This window comes from Arthrobacter bambusae (assembly GCF_022606295.1).
GTDB classification, from domain to species: Bacteria; Actinomycetota; Actinomycetes; order Actinomycetales; family Micrococcaceae; genus Arthrobacter; species Arthrobacter bambusae_A.
On record NZ_JAHHZS010000012.1, the window covers coordinates 1 to 18,945 of the forward strand.

The 18,945-nt window shown below is 63.5% G+C and carries 21 protein-coding genes and 1 pseudogene; 12 read left to right on the forward strand and 10 right to left on the reverse strand.

All coding sequences use genetic code 11. The features are described from left to right. Window positions 1-186: 186 nt before the first annotated feature. The 3 genes from KNN17_RS10135 to KNN17_RS10145 all read right to left on the reverse strand — a co-directional run bounded on the left by KNN17_RS10135 (window position 187) and on the right by KNN17_RS10145 (window position 2,077). Window positions 187-711 carry an AAA family ATPase gene (locus tag KNN17_RS10135; RefSeq protein ID WP_241708722.1) on the reverse strand — a complete coding sequence of 175 codons (525 nt, stop codon included), beginning with the start codon at window positions 709-711 and terminating at the stop codon, window positions 187-189. A 323-nt stretch (window positions 712-1,034) separates the two neighbouring features. Next, window positions 1,035-1,466, reverse strand: coding sequence for an ASCH domain-containing protein (locus KNN17_RS10140; protein ID WP_241708724.1), 432 nt, complete (start codon window positions 1,464-1,466; stop codon window positions 1,035-1,037). A gap of 137 nt (window positions 1,467-1,603) precedes the next feature. Continuing rightward, window positions 1,604-2,077, reverse strand: a complete 474-nt coding sequence (locus KNN17_RS10145) for a DUF805 domain-containing protein (RefSeq protein ID WP_241708725.1) — start codon at window positions 2,075-2,077, stop codon at window positions 1,604-1,606. A 323-nt stretch (window positions 2,078-2,400) separates the two neighbouring features. Between KNN17_RS10145 and KNN17_RS22640 the strand changes: the two genes are divergently transcribed. Next, a complete protein-coding gene (locus KNN17_RS22640) occupies window positions 2,401-2,550 on the forward strand; it encodes a three-helix bundle dimerization domain-containing protein (protein ID WP_372489654.1) in 150 nt (49 codons plus the stop codon). Window positions 2,551-2,604: 54 nt separating this feature from the next. Here the strand turns inward: KNN17_RS22640 and KNN17_RS10150 are convergent, their stop codons facing one another. Then, complete coding sequence (locus KNN17_RS10150; RefSeq protein ID WP_241708727.1) at window positions 2,605-3,477, reverse strand: SGNH/GDSL hydrolase family protein; 873 nt, start codon at window positions 3,475-3,477, stop codon at window positions 2,605-2,607. Between the two features lie 83 nt (window positions 3,478-3,560). Between KNN17_RS10150 and KNN17_RS10155 the strand changes: the two genes are divergently transcribed. Beyond that, complete coding sequence (locus KNN17_RS10155) at window positions 3,561-4,478, forward strand: alpha/beta hydrolase (RefSeq protein WP_241708728.1); 918 nt, start codon at window positions 3,561-3,563, stop codon at window positions 4,476-4,478. 158 nt (window positions 4,479-4,636) lie between these two features. Further along, window positions 4,637-5,827 (forward strand): acyl-CoA dehydrogenase family protein, encoded by a 1,191-nt coding sequence (locus KNN17_RS10160; RefSeq protein ID WP_241708733.1) that lies wholly within the window; start codon window positions 4,637-4,639, stop codon window positions 5,825-5,827. Between the two features lie 156 nt (window positions 5,828-5,983). On the opposite strand, the pseudogene KNN17_RS22645 reads toward KNN17_RS10160, so the two are convergent. Then, window positions 5,984-6,244, reverse strand: a pseudogene (locus KNN17_RS22645) (peptidoglycan DD-metalloendopeptidase family protein); the annotation flags it as partial. A 624-nt stretch (window positions 6,245-6,868) separates the two neighbouring features. Between KNN17_RS22645 and rpsB the strand changes: the two are divergent. The 6 genes from rpsB (at window position 6,869) to KNN17_RS10195 (ending at window position 11,777) form a co-directional block, all read left to right on the forward strand. Then, complete coding sequence (gene rpsB / locus KNN17_RS10170; RefSeq protein ID WP_078105731.1) at window positions 6,869-7,747, forward strand: 30S ribosomal protein S2; 879 nt, start codon at window positions 6,869-6,871, stop codon at window positions 7,745-7,747. A 120-nt stretch (window positions 7,748-7,867) separates the two neighbouring features. Then, window positions 7,868-8,704: a translation elongation factor Ts gene (tsf, locus tag KNN17_RS10175; protein WP_078105730.1), complete on the forward strand. Its 837-nt coding sequence runs from the start codon at window positions 7,868-7,870 to the stop codon at window positions 8,702-8,704. A 146-nt stretch (window positions 8,705-8,850) separates the two neighbouring features. Further along, window positions 8,851-9,588 carry a UMP kinase gene (gene pyrH, locus KNN17_RS10180; RefSeq protein ID WP_059387847.1) on the forward strand — a complete coding sequence of 246 codons (738 nt, stop codon included), beginning with the start codon at window positions 8,851-8,853 and terminating at the stop codon, window positions 9,586-9,588. A gap of 102 nt (window positions 9,589-9,690) precedes the next feature. Continuing rightward, on the forward strand, window positions 9,691-10,248 hold the full coding sequence (gene frr / locus KNN17_RS10185; protein WP_078105729.1) for a ribosome recycling factor: 558 nt from the start codon (window positions 9,691-9,693) through the stop codon (window positions 10,246-10,248). Further along, complete coding sequence (locus tag KNN17_RS10190) at window positions 10,248-11,171, forward strand: phosphatidate cytidylyltransferase (protein ID WP_241708735.1); 924 nt, start codon at window positions 10,248-10,250, stop codon at window positions 11,169-11,171. The genes frr and KNN17_RS10190 overlap by 1 nt, the downstream gene beginning before the upstream one ends. A gap of 21 nt (window positions 11,172-11,192) precedes the next feature. Then, window positions 11,193-11,777 (forward strand): DivIVA domain-containing protein, encoded by a 585-nt coding sequence (locus KNN17_RS10195; protein WP_078105727.1) that lies wholly within the window; start codon window positions 11,193-11,195, stop codon window positions 11,775-11,777. 118 nt (window positions 11,778-11,895) lie between these two features. On the opposite strand, the gene KNN17_RS10200 is transcribed toward KNN17_RS10195, so the two are convergent. The 4 genes from KNN17_RS10200 to KNN17_RS10215 all read right to left on the reverse strand — a co-directional run bounded on the left by KNN17_RS10200 (window position 11,896) and on the right by KNN17_RS10215 (window position 14,351). Next, the gene (locus KNN17_RS10200) at window positions 11,896-12,483 is read right to left on the reverse strand and encodes a hypothetical protein (protein ID WP_241708738.1); all 588 of its coding nucleotides are present in this window, start codon (window positions 12,481-12,483) and stop codon (window positions 11,896-11,898) included. A gap of 28 nt (window positions 12,484-12,511) precedes the next feature. Continuing rightward, entirely contained in the window at window positions 12,512-12,925 is a 414-nt protein-coding gene (locus KNN17_RS10205; RefSeq protein ID WP_078105726.1) for a DUF4383 domain-containing protein, read from the reverse strand. Window positions 12,926-13,053: 128 nt separating this feature from the next. Further along, window positions 13,054-13,740, reverse strand: coding sequence for a hypothetical protein (locus KNN17_RS10210; RefSeq protein ID WP_241708740.1), 687 nt, complete (start codon window positions 13,738-13,740; stop codon window positions 13,054-13,056). A 125-nt stretch (window positions 13,741-13,865) separates the two neighbouring features. After that, window positions 13,866-14,351 carry an Lrp/AsnC family transcriptional regulator gene (locus KNN17_RS10215; RefSeq protein ID WP_078105724.1) on the reverse strand — a complete coding sequence of 162 codons (486 nt, stop codon included), beginning with the start codon at window positions 14,349-14,351 and terminating at the stop codon, window positions 13,866-13,868. Window positions 14,352-14,546: 195 nt separating this feature from the next. Between KNN17_RS10215 and pdhA the strand changes: the two genes are divergently transcribed. The 3 genes from pdhA to KNN17_RS10230 are packed head-to-tail and all read left to right on the forward strand — an operon-like array spanning window position 14,547 to window position 18,165. Further along, the gene (gene pdhA / locus KNN17_RS10220) at window positions 14,547-15,713 is read left to right on the forward strand and encodes a pyruvate dehydrogenase (acetyl-transferring) E1 component subunit alpha (RefSeq protein ID WP_372489655.1); all 1,167 of its coding nucleotides are present in this window, start codon (window positions 14,547-14,549) and stop codon (window positions 15,711-15,713) included. After that, window positions 15,713-16,723: an alpha-ketoacid dehydrogenase subunit beta gene (locus KNN17_RS10225; RefSeq protein ID WP_078105722.1), complete on the forward strand. Its 1,011-nt coding sequence runs from the start codon at window positions 15,713-15,715 to the stop codon at window positions 16,721-16,723. Before pdhA ends, KNN17_RS10225 begins: the two co-directional genes overlap by 1 nt. Continuing rightward, window positions 16,720-18,165 carry a dihydrolipoamide acetyltransferase family protein gene (locus KNN17_RS10230; RefSeq protein WP_241708741.1) on the forward strand — a complete coding sequence of 482 codons (1,446 nt, stop codon included), beginning with the start codon at window positions 16,720-16,722 and terminating at the stop codon, window positions 18,163-18,165. Before KNN17_RS10225 ends, KNN17_RS10230 begins: the two co-directional genes overlap by 4 nt. Before the next feature lie 93 nt (window positions 18,166-18,258). Here KNN17_RS10230 and KNN17_RS10235 read toward each other — a convergent pair whose 3' ends face one another. After that, on the reverse strand, window positions 18,259-18,912 hold the full coding sequence (locus tag KNN17_RS10235; protein WP_078105720.1) for an SACE_7040 family transcriptional regulator: 654 nt from the start codon (window positions 18,910-18,912) through the stop codon (window positions 18,259-18,261). Window positions 18,913-18,945 lie beyond the last annotated feature (33 nt).

The following is an 18,945-nucleotide window of genomic DNA, read 5'->3' on the forward strand; positions in this document are numbered from 1 at the left end:
CCTCGTCCTCCGGCCAAGCGTTTGGGCGCGCCCGAGGCTCCAAACGCCACTGGAACCTCGTGCGCTGGAGCTGAAAAGAGATCCACGGTTTCCACCCCTTCAATACTGCTTGCACCCGACACCGGCGGCGCCCGGCGTCCGCCAGGGGATCCCTCAGCGGACTCACCTGTCGGTTGTACCGTGCTCTCAGCGGCCAAGCACCGAATCCGCGATCCGGCGCGCGGCTTGCTCCGGCGTGATGTGCGTGGTGTCGATGACCTCGGCTTCATCGTGTAGCCACGTACGGGCTGCTTCGGCGTATGGCTCCAGGTATGCGAAGCGGAACGTCGAGGGTCCGAGGTCTTTGTCGTTCTGTATGCGTTCGCGGAGCGTGGCCTGATCGGCGTGGAGCACGAAATGCTGGATCGGGATGCCGTGCCCGGTAAGACCATCGCTGATCTCCCGCCAGTAGCTCTCGACCAGGACAGTCATCGGCATCACGAGGGTGCCTCCGGTGAATTCGAGCACGCGCCGAGCGGTTTCGACGACCAGTGGTCGCCAGGGCTCCCAGTGTTGGAAATTGTCCGTTGCGGGAAGTCCAGGCCTGATGTCCATGAGGACCTCACCGACCTTCTCAGCGTCGAGGACGCGGGCGTCGGGCAGCAATTGCTGCACGAGCGCGCTCGTCGTCGTCTTTCCCGCTCCGTGGGTGCCGTTGAGCCAAATGATCATGGACGGAACAGTAACGCAGTCAAGGATCATTTCCGGTGAATCGTCGATCTGGAGAGCGAGCAGGCTCGCCCACGCATGCCTTCTCGAAGCCGCGGCAGCGCACTGCCTCAGCGTGGGGACGTGGGAAGCGCTTTCGACCAAAGATCCCGATGACGCTCTGCGTATGCGGTTGCGCTCGACGACAGTGCTCGCCATCGCCGACCAGGTGTCACCCGGTCAGTGTTCGAAGGAGTTTCGGGATGCGGGTCTTGGCCTCGCATAGACCCCATACTGGACGACCGCACCCTCTAAAGGGGCCGGTCGGCCGGACTTTCGATGGAAGGCTAGCTCCGGAGAGATACGCGGAAGCGCACCAAAACAGCTTCCGTCGAGTCTGAGACCGCAAAAGTGGGATCTCGCAGGACGGCCCGAAAGTCGGAGCTATGCCAGAATTTTTCGTGGCCCACACGCCAGTCGGAGACTGCCTGGTAACCCTCGCCTTCGTCGATCGCGTGAGCTGCGTCAACGTCACCGAGGGGCACTACGCGAACCTCGGTAACTTCCGTGATGCAAACGGGTCGCCCTGACGAATCAACGACCACGCCCCGTTCACCGACCGCGGGTAATCGGTCTTCGGCTAGTTTGTATTGGACGAGGAGGGAGGTCGTCGCCGTCTTCCGTCCGTCAAGGATCGCGCTCACGAGTTCATCTCGCAGCGAGCCCGGAAACCCGTACTCTTCGACCGGCAGACCAGCAATTTCGTCGGGAGATAGCATCTGAAAATCCTAGGCCCTTGGTTGCCGGCCACGAAGGTAGGCGCGTCCAGCCTTGATGAGTCGTGAGGATGTTTCTGCATCGAAACACTGAAGGGCCACCGCGCGAGTGGCCCTTCAGCTTGTCCTCTGGTGTGGACTTATGCGGGGACGTCGAACCGCTGGCCTTCGGGCTTGGACGGCAGGATCGTCAAGATGAGCAGTGCCAGGCTCCCGAGGAACGGGACGAGGCCGATGAGGATCAGCCAGCCGCTGAAGTTCACATCGTGGAGGCGGCGGACAGTCAGGGCCAGGGACGGGACAATGACGGCCAGTCCCCAGATGACCAGGAGGATGACGCCGATCATCATGCCTGGGCCCGGGACTGTGGCACCGGAGTCATTGACGGTTGCACCGGCTGAGCCGGCCACCGACGTGATGATGTTCAGAACGATGCTCACGACGATGGAGATAAGCATCCACCACCAGTACTCGCTGCGGCTGGCCCGGCCGGTGAAGGTGGCGTACTTCTTGAAGAACCGGCGTGCTGCCTCACCGATGGGTGCACCGTAGTAGGGAGCCCAAAGCGGGACGTCACTGCCAAACTGGGTGGTCTGTTGCTGCTGGTACGACAAATGGATCTCCTAAATAGACGAGTAATGACGCTTTATCGTAGGGGGCCAAACCACCCGTCAAGTTGTACCGCAGATGAAATTTCGGTACGGCGTGTCGGAACTATGGATCGCACTCGGACGTTGAGGCACTTTCATGCGCGCCGGCGGCGAAAATCAGACATCCGGGAAACTCGCGCGCCAGGGCTTGTGGGCGTTCCAGCGCCCCCGTCCGTGTCGGCCCCTGCAGTACAACGTCATTTTGTTGACCTTCCTGCGCCCGGATCGGACACTTGGCCCTATGACGGGGGAAGACGAAGCGCGGGCCCTTGTGGCTGCACGGGAACTTGAACGGCGGCCCGGTCCGGGACTATGTCCCACTCCTGGTTGAACACGCAGCCAAGAAGCGCCTCACCAAATTGGCAGCCGAAGTCCGTGTGTCCGGCGGTCTCTCATCCGTACTTGTCCGGAAGCAGCCAGCGGTAGATAACCCGTAGGCGCCGCGTTGAGTTGGGGCTTCCGGGGTTGAGATGGAACCTCTGAGATCGCCGTCAGTTTGGCGGATCGTTACCCACGAATGTTCCCGGCGGCATCCAGGCGCCAAACACGGGGCCGGGATCCGGTCGCTTTGCGTGCCGCCCGTCGTCGGAGATTCCTTGTTTGAGGCGTTGCAGGACCCACGGGAACAAGTGGTCCCGCGCCCAGATAATGTCGTCCGCCCGGGCTTCGCGCCAGCTGCGTCCGGGCAGCGCTTTCGGAGTCATCGGCTCCAAGGTGTGCGGAACGTTTAGGGTATCGAGCACCATGATGGCGATGGTGTGCTGACCCAGGGGAGAGAAGTGCAGCCGGTCCGGATCCCACATCCGTGGGTGGGTGAGTTGACGCAGTGCCCAGAGATCGGCGATGACCGCATCGTGGCGGGCCGCAATCGTCCGTAGGTTCTCGTTGAAGATGGCCACCTTGGCGCGGGTCCGGCCCAGCACGGGCGTAGCGCCCCAGTCCGGGCCGGCGAACAGGACGACCGTCGCACCGGTGGAGGCCAGGAGCTGCACTCCGGCATCCATCCGGGCGGCGAGTTTGTCGGGATCGGTTCTACGGAAGATCAAATCATTGCCGCCGGCATTGAGCGTGATCAGATCCGGCTGCAGGGCCAGCGCGGGCCCAACCTGCTCGTCCAGGATCTGATGGAGCAACCTGCCACGGACCGCCAGATTCGCGTAAGCAAAATCTTCGTGTCCGGCGCTCAGTTCTTCCGCGACCCGGTCCGCCCAGCCTCGCAGGCCGCCCGGGCTGCGGGGCTCCGGATCTCCTACCCCTTCGGTGAAGGAATCACCCAGGGCCACATAACGGCTCCAGGGGTGCAGGCGGGCCCCCGGACCTACGGAGCCACCCTGCGCCGGACCATCGGCGCTGGGAGCGTTCATCCCTCCATACTGCTCCTAACGGGCCGAGCGCGCCACGGCGTGGACCTTGGCCCCGCGCCGGATGCGCATCCTAGGGTTATCCAATGAACTTCGAATTATCATCGCGGATCGATCCTGAACTGTGGTCACTCGTCGATGAAACCCGCGCTTTCTACGCCCACCGGCCGGCCGGCCGCGGCCCGGGGAGTCTGGAAGAGCTCCTCGCATTCCGGGCTGGCGCGCCAGCACCTGCGGAGTGTGATCCACAGCCAGTCACAGAGCAGGCAAGCGCGCTTGGCCGAAGCGTTCCGGTGCGGATCCACAGTCCGGTCAGTTCACCGGTGGCGGGAGTGTTCCTGGAAATCCACGGCGGCGGCTTCTACATGCGCTCAGCCGCTGGAAGCGATGTTCGCAACAGGCGGCTTGCCGACGCATTGGGTGTTGCCGTAGTCAGCGTGGATTACCGGCTTGCCCCCGAGCACCCGTGGCCGTCCGCACCCGACGACTGCGAGACGGCAGCGCTGTGGCTGGTCGAGCAGGCCGAAAGCCGTTTTGGTACCGCGAAACTCGCTGTCGGTGGCTTCTCTGCCGGTTCAACGCTGGCGGTTTCCACGCTTGTCCGGTTGCGCGATCGCGGGGTCACGGCCTTCAGCGGCGGCGTGCTGCAGTTCGGCACCTATGACCTCGCCGCGAAGACGGAGGCCGGGCGCCTGATCGCCGACGAGTATTTTCTTGACGCGTATGCCGGGACTGCTCCGGATCGCGCCCACCCCGACCTTTCACCGCTCTTCGCCGACCTTGCTGGGCTGCCGCCGATCTTTATCGTGGTTGGCCGCGACGACATCCTTTTGGAAGACAATCTCGCCATGGCCTCGCGGATGTCTGAAGCCGGTGTCGAGGTCGACCTGCGTGTTTATCCCGCATCCCCTCATGGATTCACCGGACATGCGACGCCCATGGCACTAGCCGCCCTCGAACGCATCGACGCCTGGCTTCGAGCTCGGCTAAGCCAAGCAGACTGAATCGTTCGGCCAAGAGGATCACAAGGATCGAATCCCGGCATCAATTCCCCGAGTGTGACGAGAGCGGCTAGACCTGCACAAAGGTGTGCGCCGGGTTGCTTGTGGTGGCCCCGCTCTTGCTGTAAGTTACTCACCAGTAACTTACGCGAAGGAGCGCCATGTCCAAGGCAGCAATCGACCTCGAGAATCTCCCGTACGCCGACGGCGACTTCTATGGATTTGAGCAACTGCTTACGGGCAAGGAACAAGACCGGCTGGCCGAGATCCGGACTTTCCTGTCCTGTGAGGTCAAGCCGATTGCCGTTGATTGCTGGAACCGGGGGGAATTCCCGATGGACCTGATTCCCAAGCTGGCTGAGATTGACCTAGTCAGCCCGGTGAGGCGGCAAGGCTATTCCAACGTGTTCGCTGGCCTTGTCCACGCAGAAGCAACGCGCGCCGATGCCTCGATTGCCACGTTCATGGGCGTCCACGACGGCTTGTTCACTGGTTCCATCGAGGCCTTGGCATCCCGGGAGCAACAAGAAGCCTGGCTGCCGGACGTCTACTCCCTCAAGAAGATCGGCGCCTTTGGACTAACCGAGCCGTTGGGCGGCTCGGACGTTGCAGGCGGCACCCGGACCACTGCGCGCCGCGACGGCGACAACTGGATCCTCAACGGGGCCAAGCGCTGGATCGGCAACGCCACCTTCTCGGACTGGGTTGTGGTCTTCGCCCGCGACCTCGCCGACAATCAGGTCAAGGGCTTCCTGGTGGACACGGGCCTCCCCGGATTCAAGGCCAGCAAGATCGAGAACAAGATCTCGCTGCGGACCGTCCAGAATGCCGATATCACCCTTGAAAATGTGGTGGTTCCGGACTTCTTCAAACTGGCCAATGCGAACAGCTTCAGGGACACCAACAAGGTCCTGAAAGTCACCCGGCTTTCGGTCGCGTGGCAGGCTGTGGGCCAGCAGCTTGCGGCGTTCGACGTTGCCCGCCGCTACGCGGTTGAACGGATGCAGTTCGGGAGGCCCCTGGCATCGTTCCAATTGGTGCAGCAACAACTCGTGCAGATCCTGGGCAACACCGTCAGTTCCATGGGCATGATGGTCCGTCTCGCGCAGCTTGAGGATGCCGGCGTCGCCAAGGACGAGCAATCCGCGCTGGCGAAGGCCTTCACCACGGCCCGCATGCGCGAGAGCGTAGCCCTGGGAAGGGGAATCCTCGGTGGCAACGGCATTGTCACGGACTACGAGATGGCCAAGATCTTCGCCGACGCCGAGGCTATCTACTCCTACGAAGGCACCCACGAAATCAACACCCTTGTCACGGGGCGCGCCATCACCGGGATTTCCGCCATCGTCTAGCGGCGGTAAGGCTTGCAGCACCCGCAGCTCGTCCAGCGCCAACCAATCGTCCAGAGGCAGCAACACCGACGGCCGGAGATCCGTGACGAAGGCAAGCGGGTCCACATAGTCCTCCCCGGACCGAACTCCCCAATGGACGCACGGAGATCCCGCGCAGTGGCCGGCTCTGACGGCGCCGATGGCTTGGCCCGTGGCCACGGGGGCGCCTTCTTCGAGTTCGCTGTCGACGGGCTCAAAGCTGCTCCGCAGCCCGTTCCCGTGGTCGATGGTGATCACCGGCCGGTCCACCACGACGCCCACGAAGCCCACGGTGCCGCCAGCGGGGGCGGCGACCGTTGCGCCGTCGTCGGCTGCTTGTAAATCCACGCCGCGGTGCCCGCTCAACCACGGCTTGTCCGGAGGATCGAACCCACGCATCACGGTGGGCCTGGGGGAGAGGGGCCACGCCCAGTCCGGGCCGGTCCCGGACTGGACAGGCGGGCCCGACGACGGCGATGCAACGGCAGGCGCCGCGCCGAGGACAACGGGCAAAAGGCCGAGGACAACGGGCAAAAGGCCGAGGGCAACGAGCAAAAGAACGTAGGCCGGTAGATGTGTGGTTCTCACGTAACAAGCCTTCGTTGGGGTGGCGCGTCCCGAAAGGCGCCAGCCAGGCTATGTGGAAAACCAGGCGGAAAATCCGCCGAAGGACGGACCCCTGCGATCGCGCGACGGCGGTCATGAGGCTGAAGGCGCTGTAGTACACTTGGTGGAGCAGTTTGCTGTGCCCTCAGGCTTGTTCAGAAGCGCTTCTCATTCAGTCGCGCGGGGGTTGCAGGCTGACTACGCGTATCCAACCCTCCAATTGAGAATCCTCGCGGATTCAACGCTGCGGAGGATTGTGCCTCTTGCGGTCCGGCGAGTCATTGGCCGGATGAGAAGTGCAATGGATGCCAGGAGCCACGGCCCGTTCGGGTCCGGCTAACTAACCGTCAACTATTGGCAGGGTAAGAGTGGCCCGTGTGGCGCTCTCATGAATGACCTGCCGGAAGGAGCGTCGGCATGCCCGTCGTAACTATGCGCCAGCTGCTTGACAGCGGCGTCCACTTTGGACACCAGACCCGTCGTTGGAACCCGAAGATGAAGCGATTCATCTTCACGGAGCGCAACGGCATCTACATCATTGACCTTCAGCAGTCGCTGTCCTACATCGACCGCGCTTTCGAGTTCGTCAAGGCTACTGTCGCCCACGGCGGCACCGTCCTGTTCGTCGGCACCAAGAAGCAGGCTCAGGAAGCAATCGCTGAGCAGGCTACCCGTGTTGGCCAGCCGTACGTCAACCAGCGTTGGTTGGGCGGTATGCTCACCAACTTCCAGACCGTTGCCAAGCGCATCCAGCGCATGAAGGAACTCGAAGAGATCAACTTCGAGGACGTTGCAGGCTCGGGTTACACGAAGAAGGAGCTCCTGCTCCTCAAGCGCGAGCTCACCAAGTTGGAAACCAACCTCGGTGGTATCCGCAACCTGACCAAGGCTCCTTCCGTTCTGTGGGTTGTTGACACGAAGAAGGAACACCTGGCTGTTGACGAAGCCAAGAAGCTGAACATCCCGGTTGTTGCCATCCTGGACACCAACTGCGACCCCGACGAAGTTGACTTCCCGATCCCGGGCAACGACGACGCCATCCGCTCCGTAAACCTGTTGACCCGCGTGGTTGCCGACGCCGTTGCCGAGGGCCTCATCGCCCGTAACCAGCGCGCAACCGGTGCTGCAGAGGCGCCGGAAGAGCCGCTGGCTGAGTGGGAGCGTGAGCTCCTCGAAGGCAGCAAGGCTGAAGCTGCTGAAGCTCCGGCCGCCGAAGCTCCGGCTGCGGAAGCTGCTGAAGCCCCGGCCGCCGAGGCCACCGAAGCTGCTGCCGGCGAAGCCGAAGCAGACAAGTAAATCCGGACCTTTCCCGCGCTGATTTCGGTGCGGGGAGCTACTGACAGGATGGCGGCCCACCCGGTGGGCTGCCGTCCTGTCAGTCCGTAAACACATAAATTTCTAGACAGAGGGGTTCACATGGCGAACTACACTGCTGCTGACATCAAGGCCCTGCGCGAGCGCACCGGCGCCGGCATGATGGACGTCAAGAAGGCTCTTGACGAGGCCAACGGCGACGCCGAGAAGGCCATCGAGATCATCCGCATCAAGGGCCTCAAGGGCGCTACGAAGCGTGAAGGCCGCTCCACCGCCGAAGGCCTGGTTGCAGCCAAGGTCACGGACGGTGTCGGCGTAATGATCGAGGTCAACTGCGAGACCGACTTCGTTGCCAAGGCTGACAAGTTCATCCAGCTGGCCGACAAGGTCCTGGCCGTCGCCGTCGAGTCCGGCGCTGCCGACCTCGAGACCCTGCTGGCCATCGACGTCGAAGGCAAGCCCCTGTCCGAGGTTGTCGTCGAAGAAGGCGCCGTTCTCGGCGAAAAGGTTGTTGTCCGCCGCATCGCCCGCATTGAAGGCGGCACGGTTGACGCTTACCTGCACAAGACCTCCAAGGACCTCCCGGCCCAGGTCGGCGTCCTGTTCGCCGTCGAGGGCGAGGGCGACGCCGCTGCTACCGCAGCCCACGACGTCGCTGTCCACGTTGCAGCCATGGCCCCGAACTACCTGAGCCGCGAAGACGTCCCGGCCGAGCTGGTCGAGTCCGAGCGCCGCATCGCCGAAGAGACCGCCAAGGCCGAAGGCAAGCCGGAAGCCGCTCTCACCAAGATCGTCGAAGGCCGCGTGACGGGCTTCTACAAGGGCGAAGTTCTCTTGGACCAGGCATTCGCCAAGGATTCCAAGAAGACCGTTGCACAGGTCCTCGAAGAGGCCGGCGTCAAGGCAACCGCAGTTGCCCGTTTCCGCGTCGGAAACTAGTTAGACATACAAAAGGGGTGGTCACTTCGGTGGCCGCCCCTTTTGCATGCAACGGCAGGCCCGCACCGAGTGCCTCCACAGCCGGCAGCTTTCTGCCCGGCCCCCAGCAAGATAATCTAGCCAGAGTCCACAAACGGGAAGGCACCATGGAAACCGAGAACACTGCAATCCATCCGGAGAAGACCCGTCGTCGTGTACTGCTGAAGCTGTCCGGCGAGGTCATCGGCGGCGGAAAGCTTGGCGTGGACCCGGAAACCGTCCGCGCCATCGCCAAGCAAATCGCCGCAGCTGTTTCCGAGGTCGAGGTGGCAATCGTCGTAGGAGGCGGAAACTTCTTCCGCGGCGCCGAACTTTCCCAGAGCGGCATGGACCGTTCCCGCGCCGACTACATGGGTATGCTCGGCACAGTCATGAACTGCCTGGCCCTGCAGGATTTCCTGGAGCAAGCCGGCGTCGAGACCCGCGTCCAGAGCGCCATCACCATGGGGCAGGTTGCCGAGGCCTACATTCCGCGCCGTGCCATCCGCCACATGGAGAAGGGCCGCGTGGTCATCTTCGGTGCAGGCGCAGGCCTTCCGTACTTCTCCACCGACACCGTGGCCGCCCAGCGCGCCCTCGAAGTGCATGCCGACGTCGTGCTCATGGCAAAGAGCGGCGTGGACGGCGTGTACACTGCGGATCCCAAGAAGGATCCCACGGCCGAGAAGCTCGAAAAGCTCAGCTACGACGAGGCCCTGCGCCGTGACATCCGCGTCATGGACCAGACCGCAATGACCATGTGCAAGGACAACAATTTGTCCATGGTCGTCTTCGGCATGGAAGGCGAAGGGAACGTCACCCGGGCCATTCTCGGCGAAAAGCTGGGCACCCTGGTCACCCCCTAGCAAGGGCTAGGATATTTCTAGGACTCTTCCGCCCGCAGGGGCGGAAATTTATTGTGCATTGCGGCCCGTGCACCGGGGCGCGACTATTTCTGAGGAGAAACCGTGATCGAAGAAACCTTGCTCGAAGCCGGGGAAAAGATGGACAAGGCGGTCGAGGTAGCCAAGGAGGATTTCGCGTCGATCCGTACCGGTCGCGCGAACCCCGGGCTCTACAACAAGGTGATCGTGGAATACTACGGCACGCCCACACCGCTGCAGCAGCTCGCTTCCTTTGCTATTCCCGACGCCAGGACCATCCTGATCACGCCCTTTGACAAGACCTCGATGCGCGACATCGAAAGGGCCTTGAGCGATTCCGAGGTCGGCGCCAATCCGTCCAACGACGGCAACGTCATCCGGATCACCATCCCGGAGCTCACCCAGGAACGCCGCAAGGAATACGTCAAGATCGTCAAGGGCAAGGGTGAGGACGCAAAGGTTTCCATCCGAAGCATCCGGCGCAAAGCCAAGGACGCCCTGGACAAGCTCGTCAAGGACGGCGAAGCCGGAGAAGACGAGGGTGCCCGTGGCGAAAAGGAACTCGACGCCATCACGAAGGCCCACGTCGACGGTATCGATGAGCTCCTCAAACGCAAGGAAGCCGAGCTGCTCGAGGTCTGATGAGCGAGGCTGAGCCGGCGCCCGCGCAGGGAATCCCCACACGCGCCAGACGCCAACGAGGCAACCCAACGCCCAAAGCCGGCCGGAATCTTCCGGCCGCCATCGGCGTCGGGCTCGCCATGCTCTTCGCCGTCCTCGGAGGGCTGCTGTTCCTGCCGCTCGGGTTCGTGCTGCTGACCACCGCGTTCGCGGTCCTCGGTGTGTGGGAAATCTTCCGTGCGCTCGAAGGCCAAGGCACCAGGATGCCGATCATCCCCGTGTTGACCGGTACCGTGGCGATGCCGTTGGCGGCTTATTTCGGAGGCACCGAGAGCCTGCTCTTCGCGATGGTGCTGAGCAGCACGGCCGTCCTGCTCTGGCGGTCCCTTGAAAGCGCTGCGGGAGCTCCGCGCAGCGTCTTCTCAGGAATCTTCACGCTTGCCTGGGTCCCTTTCCTGATCAGCTTTGCCATCGTGCCTCTCCATGTCGGCACGGGAGCGACGACGGCGGGTCCGTGGCCCGGCGGGCAGGTTCCGGCGGGTGCCTGGCAGATTGCTGTGATGCTGTTGCTAGTGGTGTCCAACGATACTTTCGGGTATCTCGTCGGCTCTCTGTTCGGCAAGCATCCGATGGCTCCCAAGATCAGCCCCAAGAAGACCTGGGAAGGTTTTGCCGGCTCGGTGGCAGGTGCCATGGTGATCGGGATCCTCGCCAGCATCTTCGTGCTGGACCGGCCCTGGTGGGTCGGCGTGGTGCTTGCCGTTGGCATGGTTGCCGCGGCTACCGCCGGGGACCTCGCGGAATCCATGGTCAAGCGGGAACTTGGCGTCAAAGACATGAGCAGCATCCTGCCCGGACACGGCGGGGTCATGGACCGGCTCGACTCGATCGTCTTCGCGGCTCCGGCAGCATTTATTCTTTACGCGCTGTTGAGCGGCGCCTGACAACCACCCAGAAGGAAAGCAGTGGCAGTGGACATTCGTCGCCAGATCCCCGCAGCATTTGAGCGCGTGGCGCACAGCAAGTATGGCTACAACGCAAAGCAGGTAGACCAGTTTTTCCAGCGTGCCCGGTTGTCGTTCGAAAACAGGGCCGAGGCATCGGAGAAGATCGGCAGCGGCGATGTCCGCGCCGTTTCGTTTGATCCTGTCAAAGGCGGCTACGACGCCACTGCCGTGGACGCAGCACTGGACCGCCTTGAAGACGCCTTCGCCCGGCGCGAACGCGACGAGCTGATAGCGGCCGAAGGCGAGGAAGCCTGGTTGCTGAAGATCGGCAAACTCTCCGGAGTGCTGCGGGGCCGTTTGCACCGGCCAGATGGCGAACGTTTCCGCCGGCCGGACAAGAAGCGTGCGCGCAGCTACAACATCGCCGAGGTCGATGCCTTGTGTGTCTCCCTGATCGGTTACCTGGAAAACGACAAGCCGCTGAGCGTCGACAACGTCCGCCGGGCAGCTTTCTCCGAGGCCCGCGGTCGCGACGGCTATGAAGAGGCGCAGGTTGATGCTTTCCTCGACCGGGTGGTCGAACTCATGGCGGCCATCGACTAGCCAAGCTCCGGCCCACCCGGGAATCGGGGCGGTACCGCTTTAAGCAGCAATCCCTCCCACACTCGGTGTGGGAGGGATTGCTGCTTCCGCCTGGGCGGAAGGTCTTTGTGGTTAAGGCTTAGTGGTTATGGACGCCCGGCAGGGAGTGCTCTCCGTGCGGGACGGCATGCGCTCCGGCCACCGAGGCGGCGAGCCCCGGCGTCGTAATTGCTGCGACGACGACGGCGGCAGCGAAGGCGGCTCCCAAGAGCGCACCGGCACGTGGGGGAGCCGAAACGGTTCCCCCGACGTCGTCGCGAAACCTGCGGGCGAGCCAGGCGGAGGATCCCAACGCCATCAGGACCAGGAAAAGAGCCGCCAGATGCCCGCCGTCGAGCACCCTTTGGGCCATGCCGGCAACCAGGAATCCGACGTGGACCAGCACGGCCGCGAGGAGGCCTGCGGTTGTTGGCTTACGGAACCGGAGCCGCCCCTTTTGGAGGCTGGCAATCGAGCTTGCGATCAGCGCCAGGCCCCAGACCACGAAGAGGCCGCCCGCCCACACCAGGGGTCCCCGGCCCAAGATGTAGCTCGAGGCGATGGAAAGCTCGACGAGGCCCGCGCCCATTCCCGCAAAGCACGAGAACAAGGTGAGGGAGGCCCCAAGGGTGGGTCCCACGGACGTCGTTGGCTGAGCTGACACGGGGGTCGCAGCTTGAGCAGACACGGACGGCTCCTTCCGGGTTTCGAGGTGTTTAGACGTGGGCCCTGGCGGTGGTGGCCGGAACCTTGTCCTGCGAGAGGCCGATGCCGAGAAGAACCACAGCGCTGGCAAGGTGCAGGACGTTGTCTGCGCCGTTAAGGGCAATGATGTTCAGTGCGGAGCCCACGAGGAACAGTCCGAGGATGCCGACAAGCAAGTAGACGGCGCCGACGGTGGTATTGACGGTCTTGGACAGAACGGTGCTGTTCATGCCCGAGTAGAGGAGGGCCGCGCCAATGGCGAGGTGGATGATGTTGTGCAGGGGGTTTACCGCAAAGATGATCAGATTGGCACCCTCGGTTGCGAAGAATCCAATTCCCGAGGTGACGAAGAATCCAACGACACCCACGAGCAGGTAGACGGCGCCAAAGATGGTGGCGATCAGGCGGTTGGGCGAAGTGCGCATGGTCCAAACCTTCCGGTATGGCCGGGGTTGTCTCCGGCCTGTGTTCGAAACCCCGGACGGGGCTCTCAACCAGATATTCGGACTCCCCGGCACGATGGATGGGTCGGATGGGATGAATTTTTTCGGAGTTATCCCTGCGGCTGGAGACGGATGGCGTCCATTTTCAAATCATTGCCTTCAAAGTTGTACCTGAAGTCAAGGGTTTTGCCTTGGCACTGCAGGGTTCCAACAACGTCGGCCGTGTTGTTGCCGTTGAATGAACCGACGTTTACGGAGTCGTAATGGGGCCTGCAGGTGTTGTCCAGTCCGAGACCCGCAATGCCGGCCATGAACTTGTCCTTCGTCAGGCTTCGGGTGAGCACGGGGTTCATGTACTGGTCGTACGCCTGGGAGCTTTGGCCGTTCACGATCAGGCGGGTGAAGTCGTCGGAGACGGCCTGGGCCCGGTTCGTGGCACTTCCCACCACGTTGACCAGAACGACGACCCCCACGATGACAAGGGCGACGAACGCGGCCACCGCTCCGAGAATGATCCAGAGGAGCTTTCGGTTCTTCGCAGGCGGCGGGACGGGCATCCCGTAGGGGTGGGGAGGGTACGCCCCGTGCCCTGGAGGGGCGTAGGGGCCGGAGTACTGCCCGGGAGCGGGGTACTGCGCCGGCGGTGTGAACTGGCTTGGCCGGCCGTAAGGGGCGGGGTATTGACCGGTTGGGCCGTCAGGCGGCGTGTTGCCGTGCCGCGGTGCTTCGCCTCCCGACGCCGGCGGGACGGCCCGAGGGTCCTGGTCAGGCTGCAGCGGTACTTGCGGGGTGCTCACGGGTGGTTCCCCTTCCCGGCGACCAGGCCTGCGCCGCCAACCGGACAGAAGCCGCCAGCCGGCCCCCTAGGCGTCCACCTGCATCAAATCGCACATTCCAGCGAGGAGCAAGGGGATTCAAGGGCTCAGCCCGTGCGGAGCGCCTTCTTGGTATTCCGGTTCAACAACGGCTGCACTCGGAAAGGAATCAATTCGCCCATGGACATGGCAGTGTCCGTTCGTTCCACTCCGTCGCACGCAAGGATCTTGCCGTTGATCCGGAACAGATCCTCGGCGTCGAGCGCCACCACCCGCAGCAGCAGGTCAGCCGAACCGGTCAGTCCGTACCCCTCCAGGATTTCCGGGATTTCGGCGAGGTCCAAGGCAAGCTGCCCAAGCTTCTGCTGCTGCACATGCACCGAGATGAACGCCATGAGCGGGTAGCCGAGGGCTGCCGGGTTGATGCGCCGTTCGAAGGAAAGGAACGCATGCTTCTTTTCCAGCTGGGCCATCCGCGCCTGGACCGTATTCCGGGAAAGTCCCAGCTTCTGCGCCAAGGCCACCACCGTGCCGCGGGGATCCTTCGCCATGGCCGAAAGCAGGCGTGTGTCGGTGCCATCTAAAGCTTGCATAATGCGCAACGTTAGCACGGTGCCTACCATTCAGATAGGGCAGAATGCGCAGGATTTTCAACGGTGGTTGTACCCAATGAGCATTGTGAGTAGGGTCACAATTAATCCAGGCGACGACGCCCGGATGCTGGCCTGCGGGTGGATCACAAGTCCCTCCAAAGGCCTGCGAGCACGAGCTGAAAGGTGCGATCAACTGTGTTGACGGACGAACCCGGCCAGGACGCCTACAAGGTGCCGAATCCCGGAATCAGTGCAGCAAGCCCGCGTCGGACCGGCGGGGATCTGGTCCAACTGATTTCCCCGGAAGGGGAACGCATCAGCCACCCGGAGTTCGATCTCTGGGTCAGCGATGTCACGGACGAGCAACTGTGCTCGCTGTACGAGGACATGATGGTCATCCGCCGTATCGACGCCGAGGCCACGGCCTTGCAGCGTCAGGGTGAGCTGGCCCTGTGGCCGCCACTGCTGGGCCAGGAAGCCTCCCAGATCGGTTCCGGCAGGGCCCTCAGGGACGACGACTTTGTCTTCCCCAGCTATCGGGACAACGGCGTTGCCTACTGCCGCGGCGTGGAGCCAACGGATTTGGTCCGCGCGTGGCGCGGCAACGCTTCGGCCGGTTGGGACCCGTACCGCCACAACATCGCCACCCAACAGATCATCATCGGCTCGCAATCGCTGCACGCAACCGGCTACGCGATGGGCATCCAGTACGACGGAGCGGACTCCGTGGCAGTTTCCTACTTCGGCGATGGCGCCACGAGCGAGGGCGATGTCAACGAGGCCATGGTCTTCGCGGCGAGCTTCCAGGTACCCGTGGTCTTCATCTGCCAGAACAACCACTGGGCCATCTCGGAACCCGTCCGGATTCAGTCCCACATCCAGATCGCCGACCGTGCTTCGGGCTTCGGAATCCCCAGCATGCGGGTCGACGGGAACGACGTCCTGGCTGTCCTGGCTGCCACGCGCATTGCGTTGGACCGGGCCCGCAACGGCGGCGGACCGACCTTCATCGAAGCGGTGACCTATCGCATGGGCCCGCACACGACGGCGGATGATCCCACCCGTTACCGCGACGCCAATGAACTTGAAGACTGGGCAGCCAAGGACCCGATTACCCGGCTCAAGGCGCTCCTTCGGACCAAGGGACTCCTGACGGAAGAGGTCGAAGCCAAGACCCAGGCCAAAGCGGACGAGGTGGCCAGGGACCTGCGGGCAGGAGTCATCAACATGCCCGATCCCGCGCCCCTCGATCTTTTCAAGCACGTCTACAGCACGCCCAACTCCTGGATCGAACGCCAGAAGGACCACTACTCCCGCTATCTGGAAAGCTTCAGCGGATCAACCCAGGAAGGTGCCCTCTGATGAGCAAGCTGACCTTCGCCCGCGCCATCAACGCCGGCCTGCGCAAGTCCCTCGAAAACGATCCCAAAGTTGTCCTCATGGGTGAGGACATCGGAGCGCTCGGCGGCGTTTTCCGTGTGACCGACGGCCTCCAGAAAGACTTCGGCAAACACCGGGTGGTTGATACTCCCTTGGCCGAATCCGCGATTATCGGCACCGCCGTCGGACTGGCCTACCGCGGCTACCGGCCGGTCTGCGAAATCCAATTCGATGGCTTCATCTACCCGGCATTCGACCAGATCGTCAGCCAAGTAGCCAAGATGCATTACAGGACCCAGGGCCGCGTCAAGATGCCCATCACCATCCGGGTTCCCTTCGGCGGCGGAATCGGTTCGCCCGAGCACCACTCCGAGTCCCCGGAAGCCTACTTCACGCACACCTCGGGACTCCGCGTCATCAGCGTCTCCAACCCGCAGGACGCGTACACCATGATCCAGCAGGCCATCGCCTCGGACGACCCGGTGCTCTACTTCGAACCCAAGCGCCGCTACCACGACAAGGGAGAAGTGGACGAGACGGCGGAGCTTTCCACGGCGCTGTCCATGGAGAAGGCAAGGGTGGTCACTCCAGGCAGCGACGTCACTTTGGTGACGTACGGACCGCTCGTGAAGACCGCGAACGACGCCGCCATGGCCGCCGCCGACGAAGGAGTCTCCGTGGAGGTCATCGACCTGCGCTCGCTTGCTCCGATCGACTTCCCGGCAGTGGAGGCATCCGTCCGCAAGACCGGCAGGCTCGTCATCACGCATGAGGCTGCGCAGTCCGGCGGGCTCGGCGCCGAAATCGCCGCCAGCATCACGGAGCGTTGCTTCAACTACCTTGAAGCGGCGCCGGTCCGGATCACCGGGTTCGACATCCCGTACCCGTACTCAAAGCTCGAGATGCACCACCTGCCGGACCTGGACAGGATCCTTGACGGTGTGGACCGCGCACTCGGCCGCGGCAACTCCCTGAGCGGGCTGGAAGGATGAGCGCCACCATGATCAAGGAATTCAGGCTGCCCGACCTCGGCGAAGGACTCACCGAGTCGGAAATTCTCAGCTGGAAGGTCGCGGTGGGGGACACCGTGACGTTGAACCAGGTCATTGCCGAGGTCGAGACGGCGAAGGCCGTAGTTGAGTTGCCTTCGCCCTTCGCCGGAACCGTCGCCGCCTTGCACGAACAGGCCGGTTCCGTTGTGGAGGTCGGCAAGCCGATCGTCTCCTTTGAGGTCGACGACGCCGGAGCCTCACCTTCCGGTGCTAGCGGTTCCGATGCGGGAGCTTCCCCCGGGGACGCCCCGAGCCCGGCGGAGAGCGCGGCCAAGCGCGAGCCGAACCTCGTGGGCTACGGTGCCGTCGTCGAAAAGTCCGGACGCCCCGCCCGACGCCAGCGGAGCTTTGACGCAGGCGCCACCGAACGCGAGCCAGTCCGGGAGCCCATTCCCGCCGTCGCGCCCGTTCCCGCCGTCGCGCCCGTTTCCACCGTCGAAACTACGGCACCGCCCGCGGTTGCAAGCGAGACTGCAGCGGAGCAGGAGCGTCCACGGTCCACGCCTCCGGTCCGCAAGCTGGCGAGGGATCTCGGAATCGACCTCGAGCTGGTCAAAGGAACCGGACCGGGAGGCCTGATCACCCGTTCGGACGTCCAGGACTTCGCTTCCGGGTCCCAGGCGCAGGTTTCGGCTCCCGAGGTCGCCCCCGCCGCTGTGTCCGCCGTCGGGGTTTCAACTGAACGCGAGACCCGCACGCCCATCAAGGGAGTCCGGAAATTCACGGCAGCCGCCATGGTGCAAAGCGCCTTCACGGCGCCGCACGTTACGGAGTTCCTCACCGTGGACGTCACTCCGACCATGGAACTGCTGACGCGGCTCAAGGCCAGCCGCGAATTTGCCGGCTACAAGCTCACGCCGCTGACCATCGCGGCCAAGGCAGTGTTGATTGCCCTCCGCAGGAATCCGAGCCTGAACTCGCGCTGGGACGACGGCGCACAGGAGATCGTGCAGTTCAACTACGTCAACCTGGGTATCGCCGCCGCCACGCCGCGGGGCCTGACTGTTCCCAATATCAAAGACGCGGACCGGATGACGCTGCTGGAACTGTCCACGGCGTTGTCGGCTCTCACGGACACGGCGCGTTCGGGCAAGACCTCCCCGGCAGACCTGACGGGCGGGACTATCTCGATCACGAACATCGGCGTGTTCGGGATCGACGCCGGCACCCCCATCTTGAACCCGGGCGAGGCTGCCATCGTCGCGCTCGGATCGGTGCGCAAGGCCCCGTGGGTGCACAACGACGAGCTCGCAGTCCGCCAGGTCATATCCCTGAGCCTGTCCTTCGACCACCGGCTGGTGGACGGCGAACAGGGCTCGAAGTTCCTGGCCGACCTGGGCGCGATCCTGTCCGACCCTGCCACCGTCATGACGATGATCTAGCGGTTCCCCGGCCCAACTAACTCGCAGTTGTTGTCGTTTTGAACGCTCAGAACGACAACAACTGCGAGCCAGTTGGGCCTGGCAGGCGGGAGGTTAGCGCGCCGTCAGGGCCGCGAGGGCCATGCGTTCGAGGATGGGCCTCGCGGTTTTGACCGCCATGCGTCGTCCATGGTGCCGGACCGAGTGCGGTGTCGAGTTGATGAGGCCGAAGGCGGCGTGGGCGCGGACCCGGAGTTCGGCGGGATCGGTTTCCGGATGAAGTTCGCCAAGCACACCCACCCACAGTTCCACGTAATTGCGCTGCAGTGTGCGGACTTCGGCCTGGTCGGCGTTGCTGAGGTTGCTGAAGTCGCGGTCCTGGACCCGGATGACATCGGGATTGCTGAGGGCGAAGTCCACATGGAACTCCACCAGTCCGTGCAACGCGGCTTCGGCGTCAGGGGCCTCGGACGCCACGGTGCGTCCGCCGTCGAGCAGGTTCCGGCTCACGCTCAACAGCAACTCGGCCAGTACGGCTTGTTTCCCCGGGAAATGCCGGTACACGGCAGGACCGCTGACTCCAGCCGCGGCACCCAGGTCCTCAAGGGACACGCGGTTGAAACCGTCGGCGGCGAACAACCCGGCTGCGGCGGTCAGGAGGGCCTTGCGCCGTGTTTCCTTGGCCTGGCTTCTTTGGGTCGGGCTCTCTTGCTTGGGGCTCCGCGGGGTAGGGCCGTCCTGCTGGGAGCTCCGTTGGAAGGTGACCACAATTCCTCCTTTTGCACGCGTCCACTTCGGCGC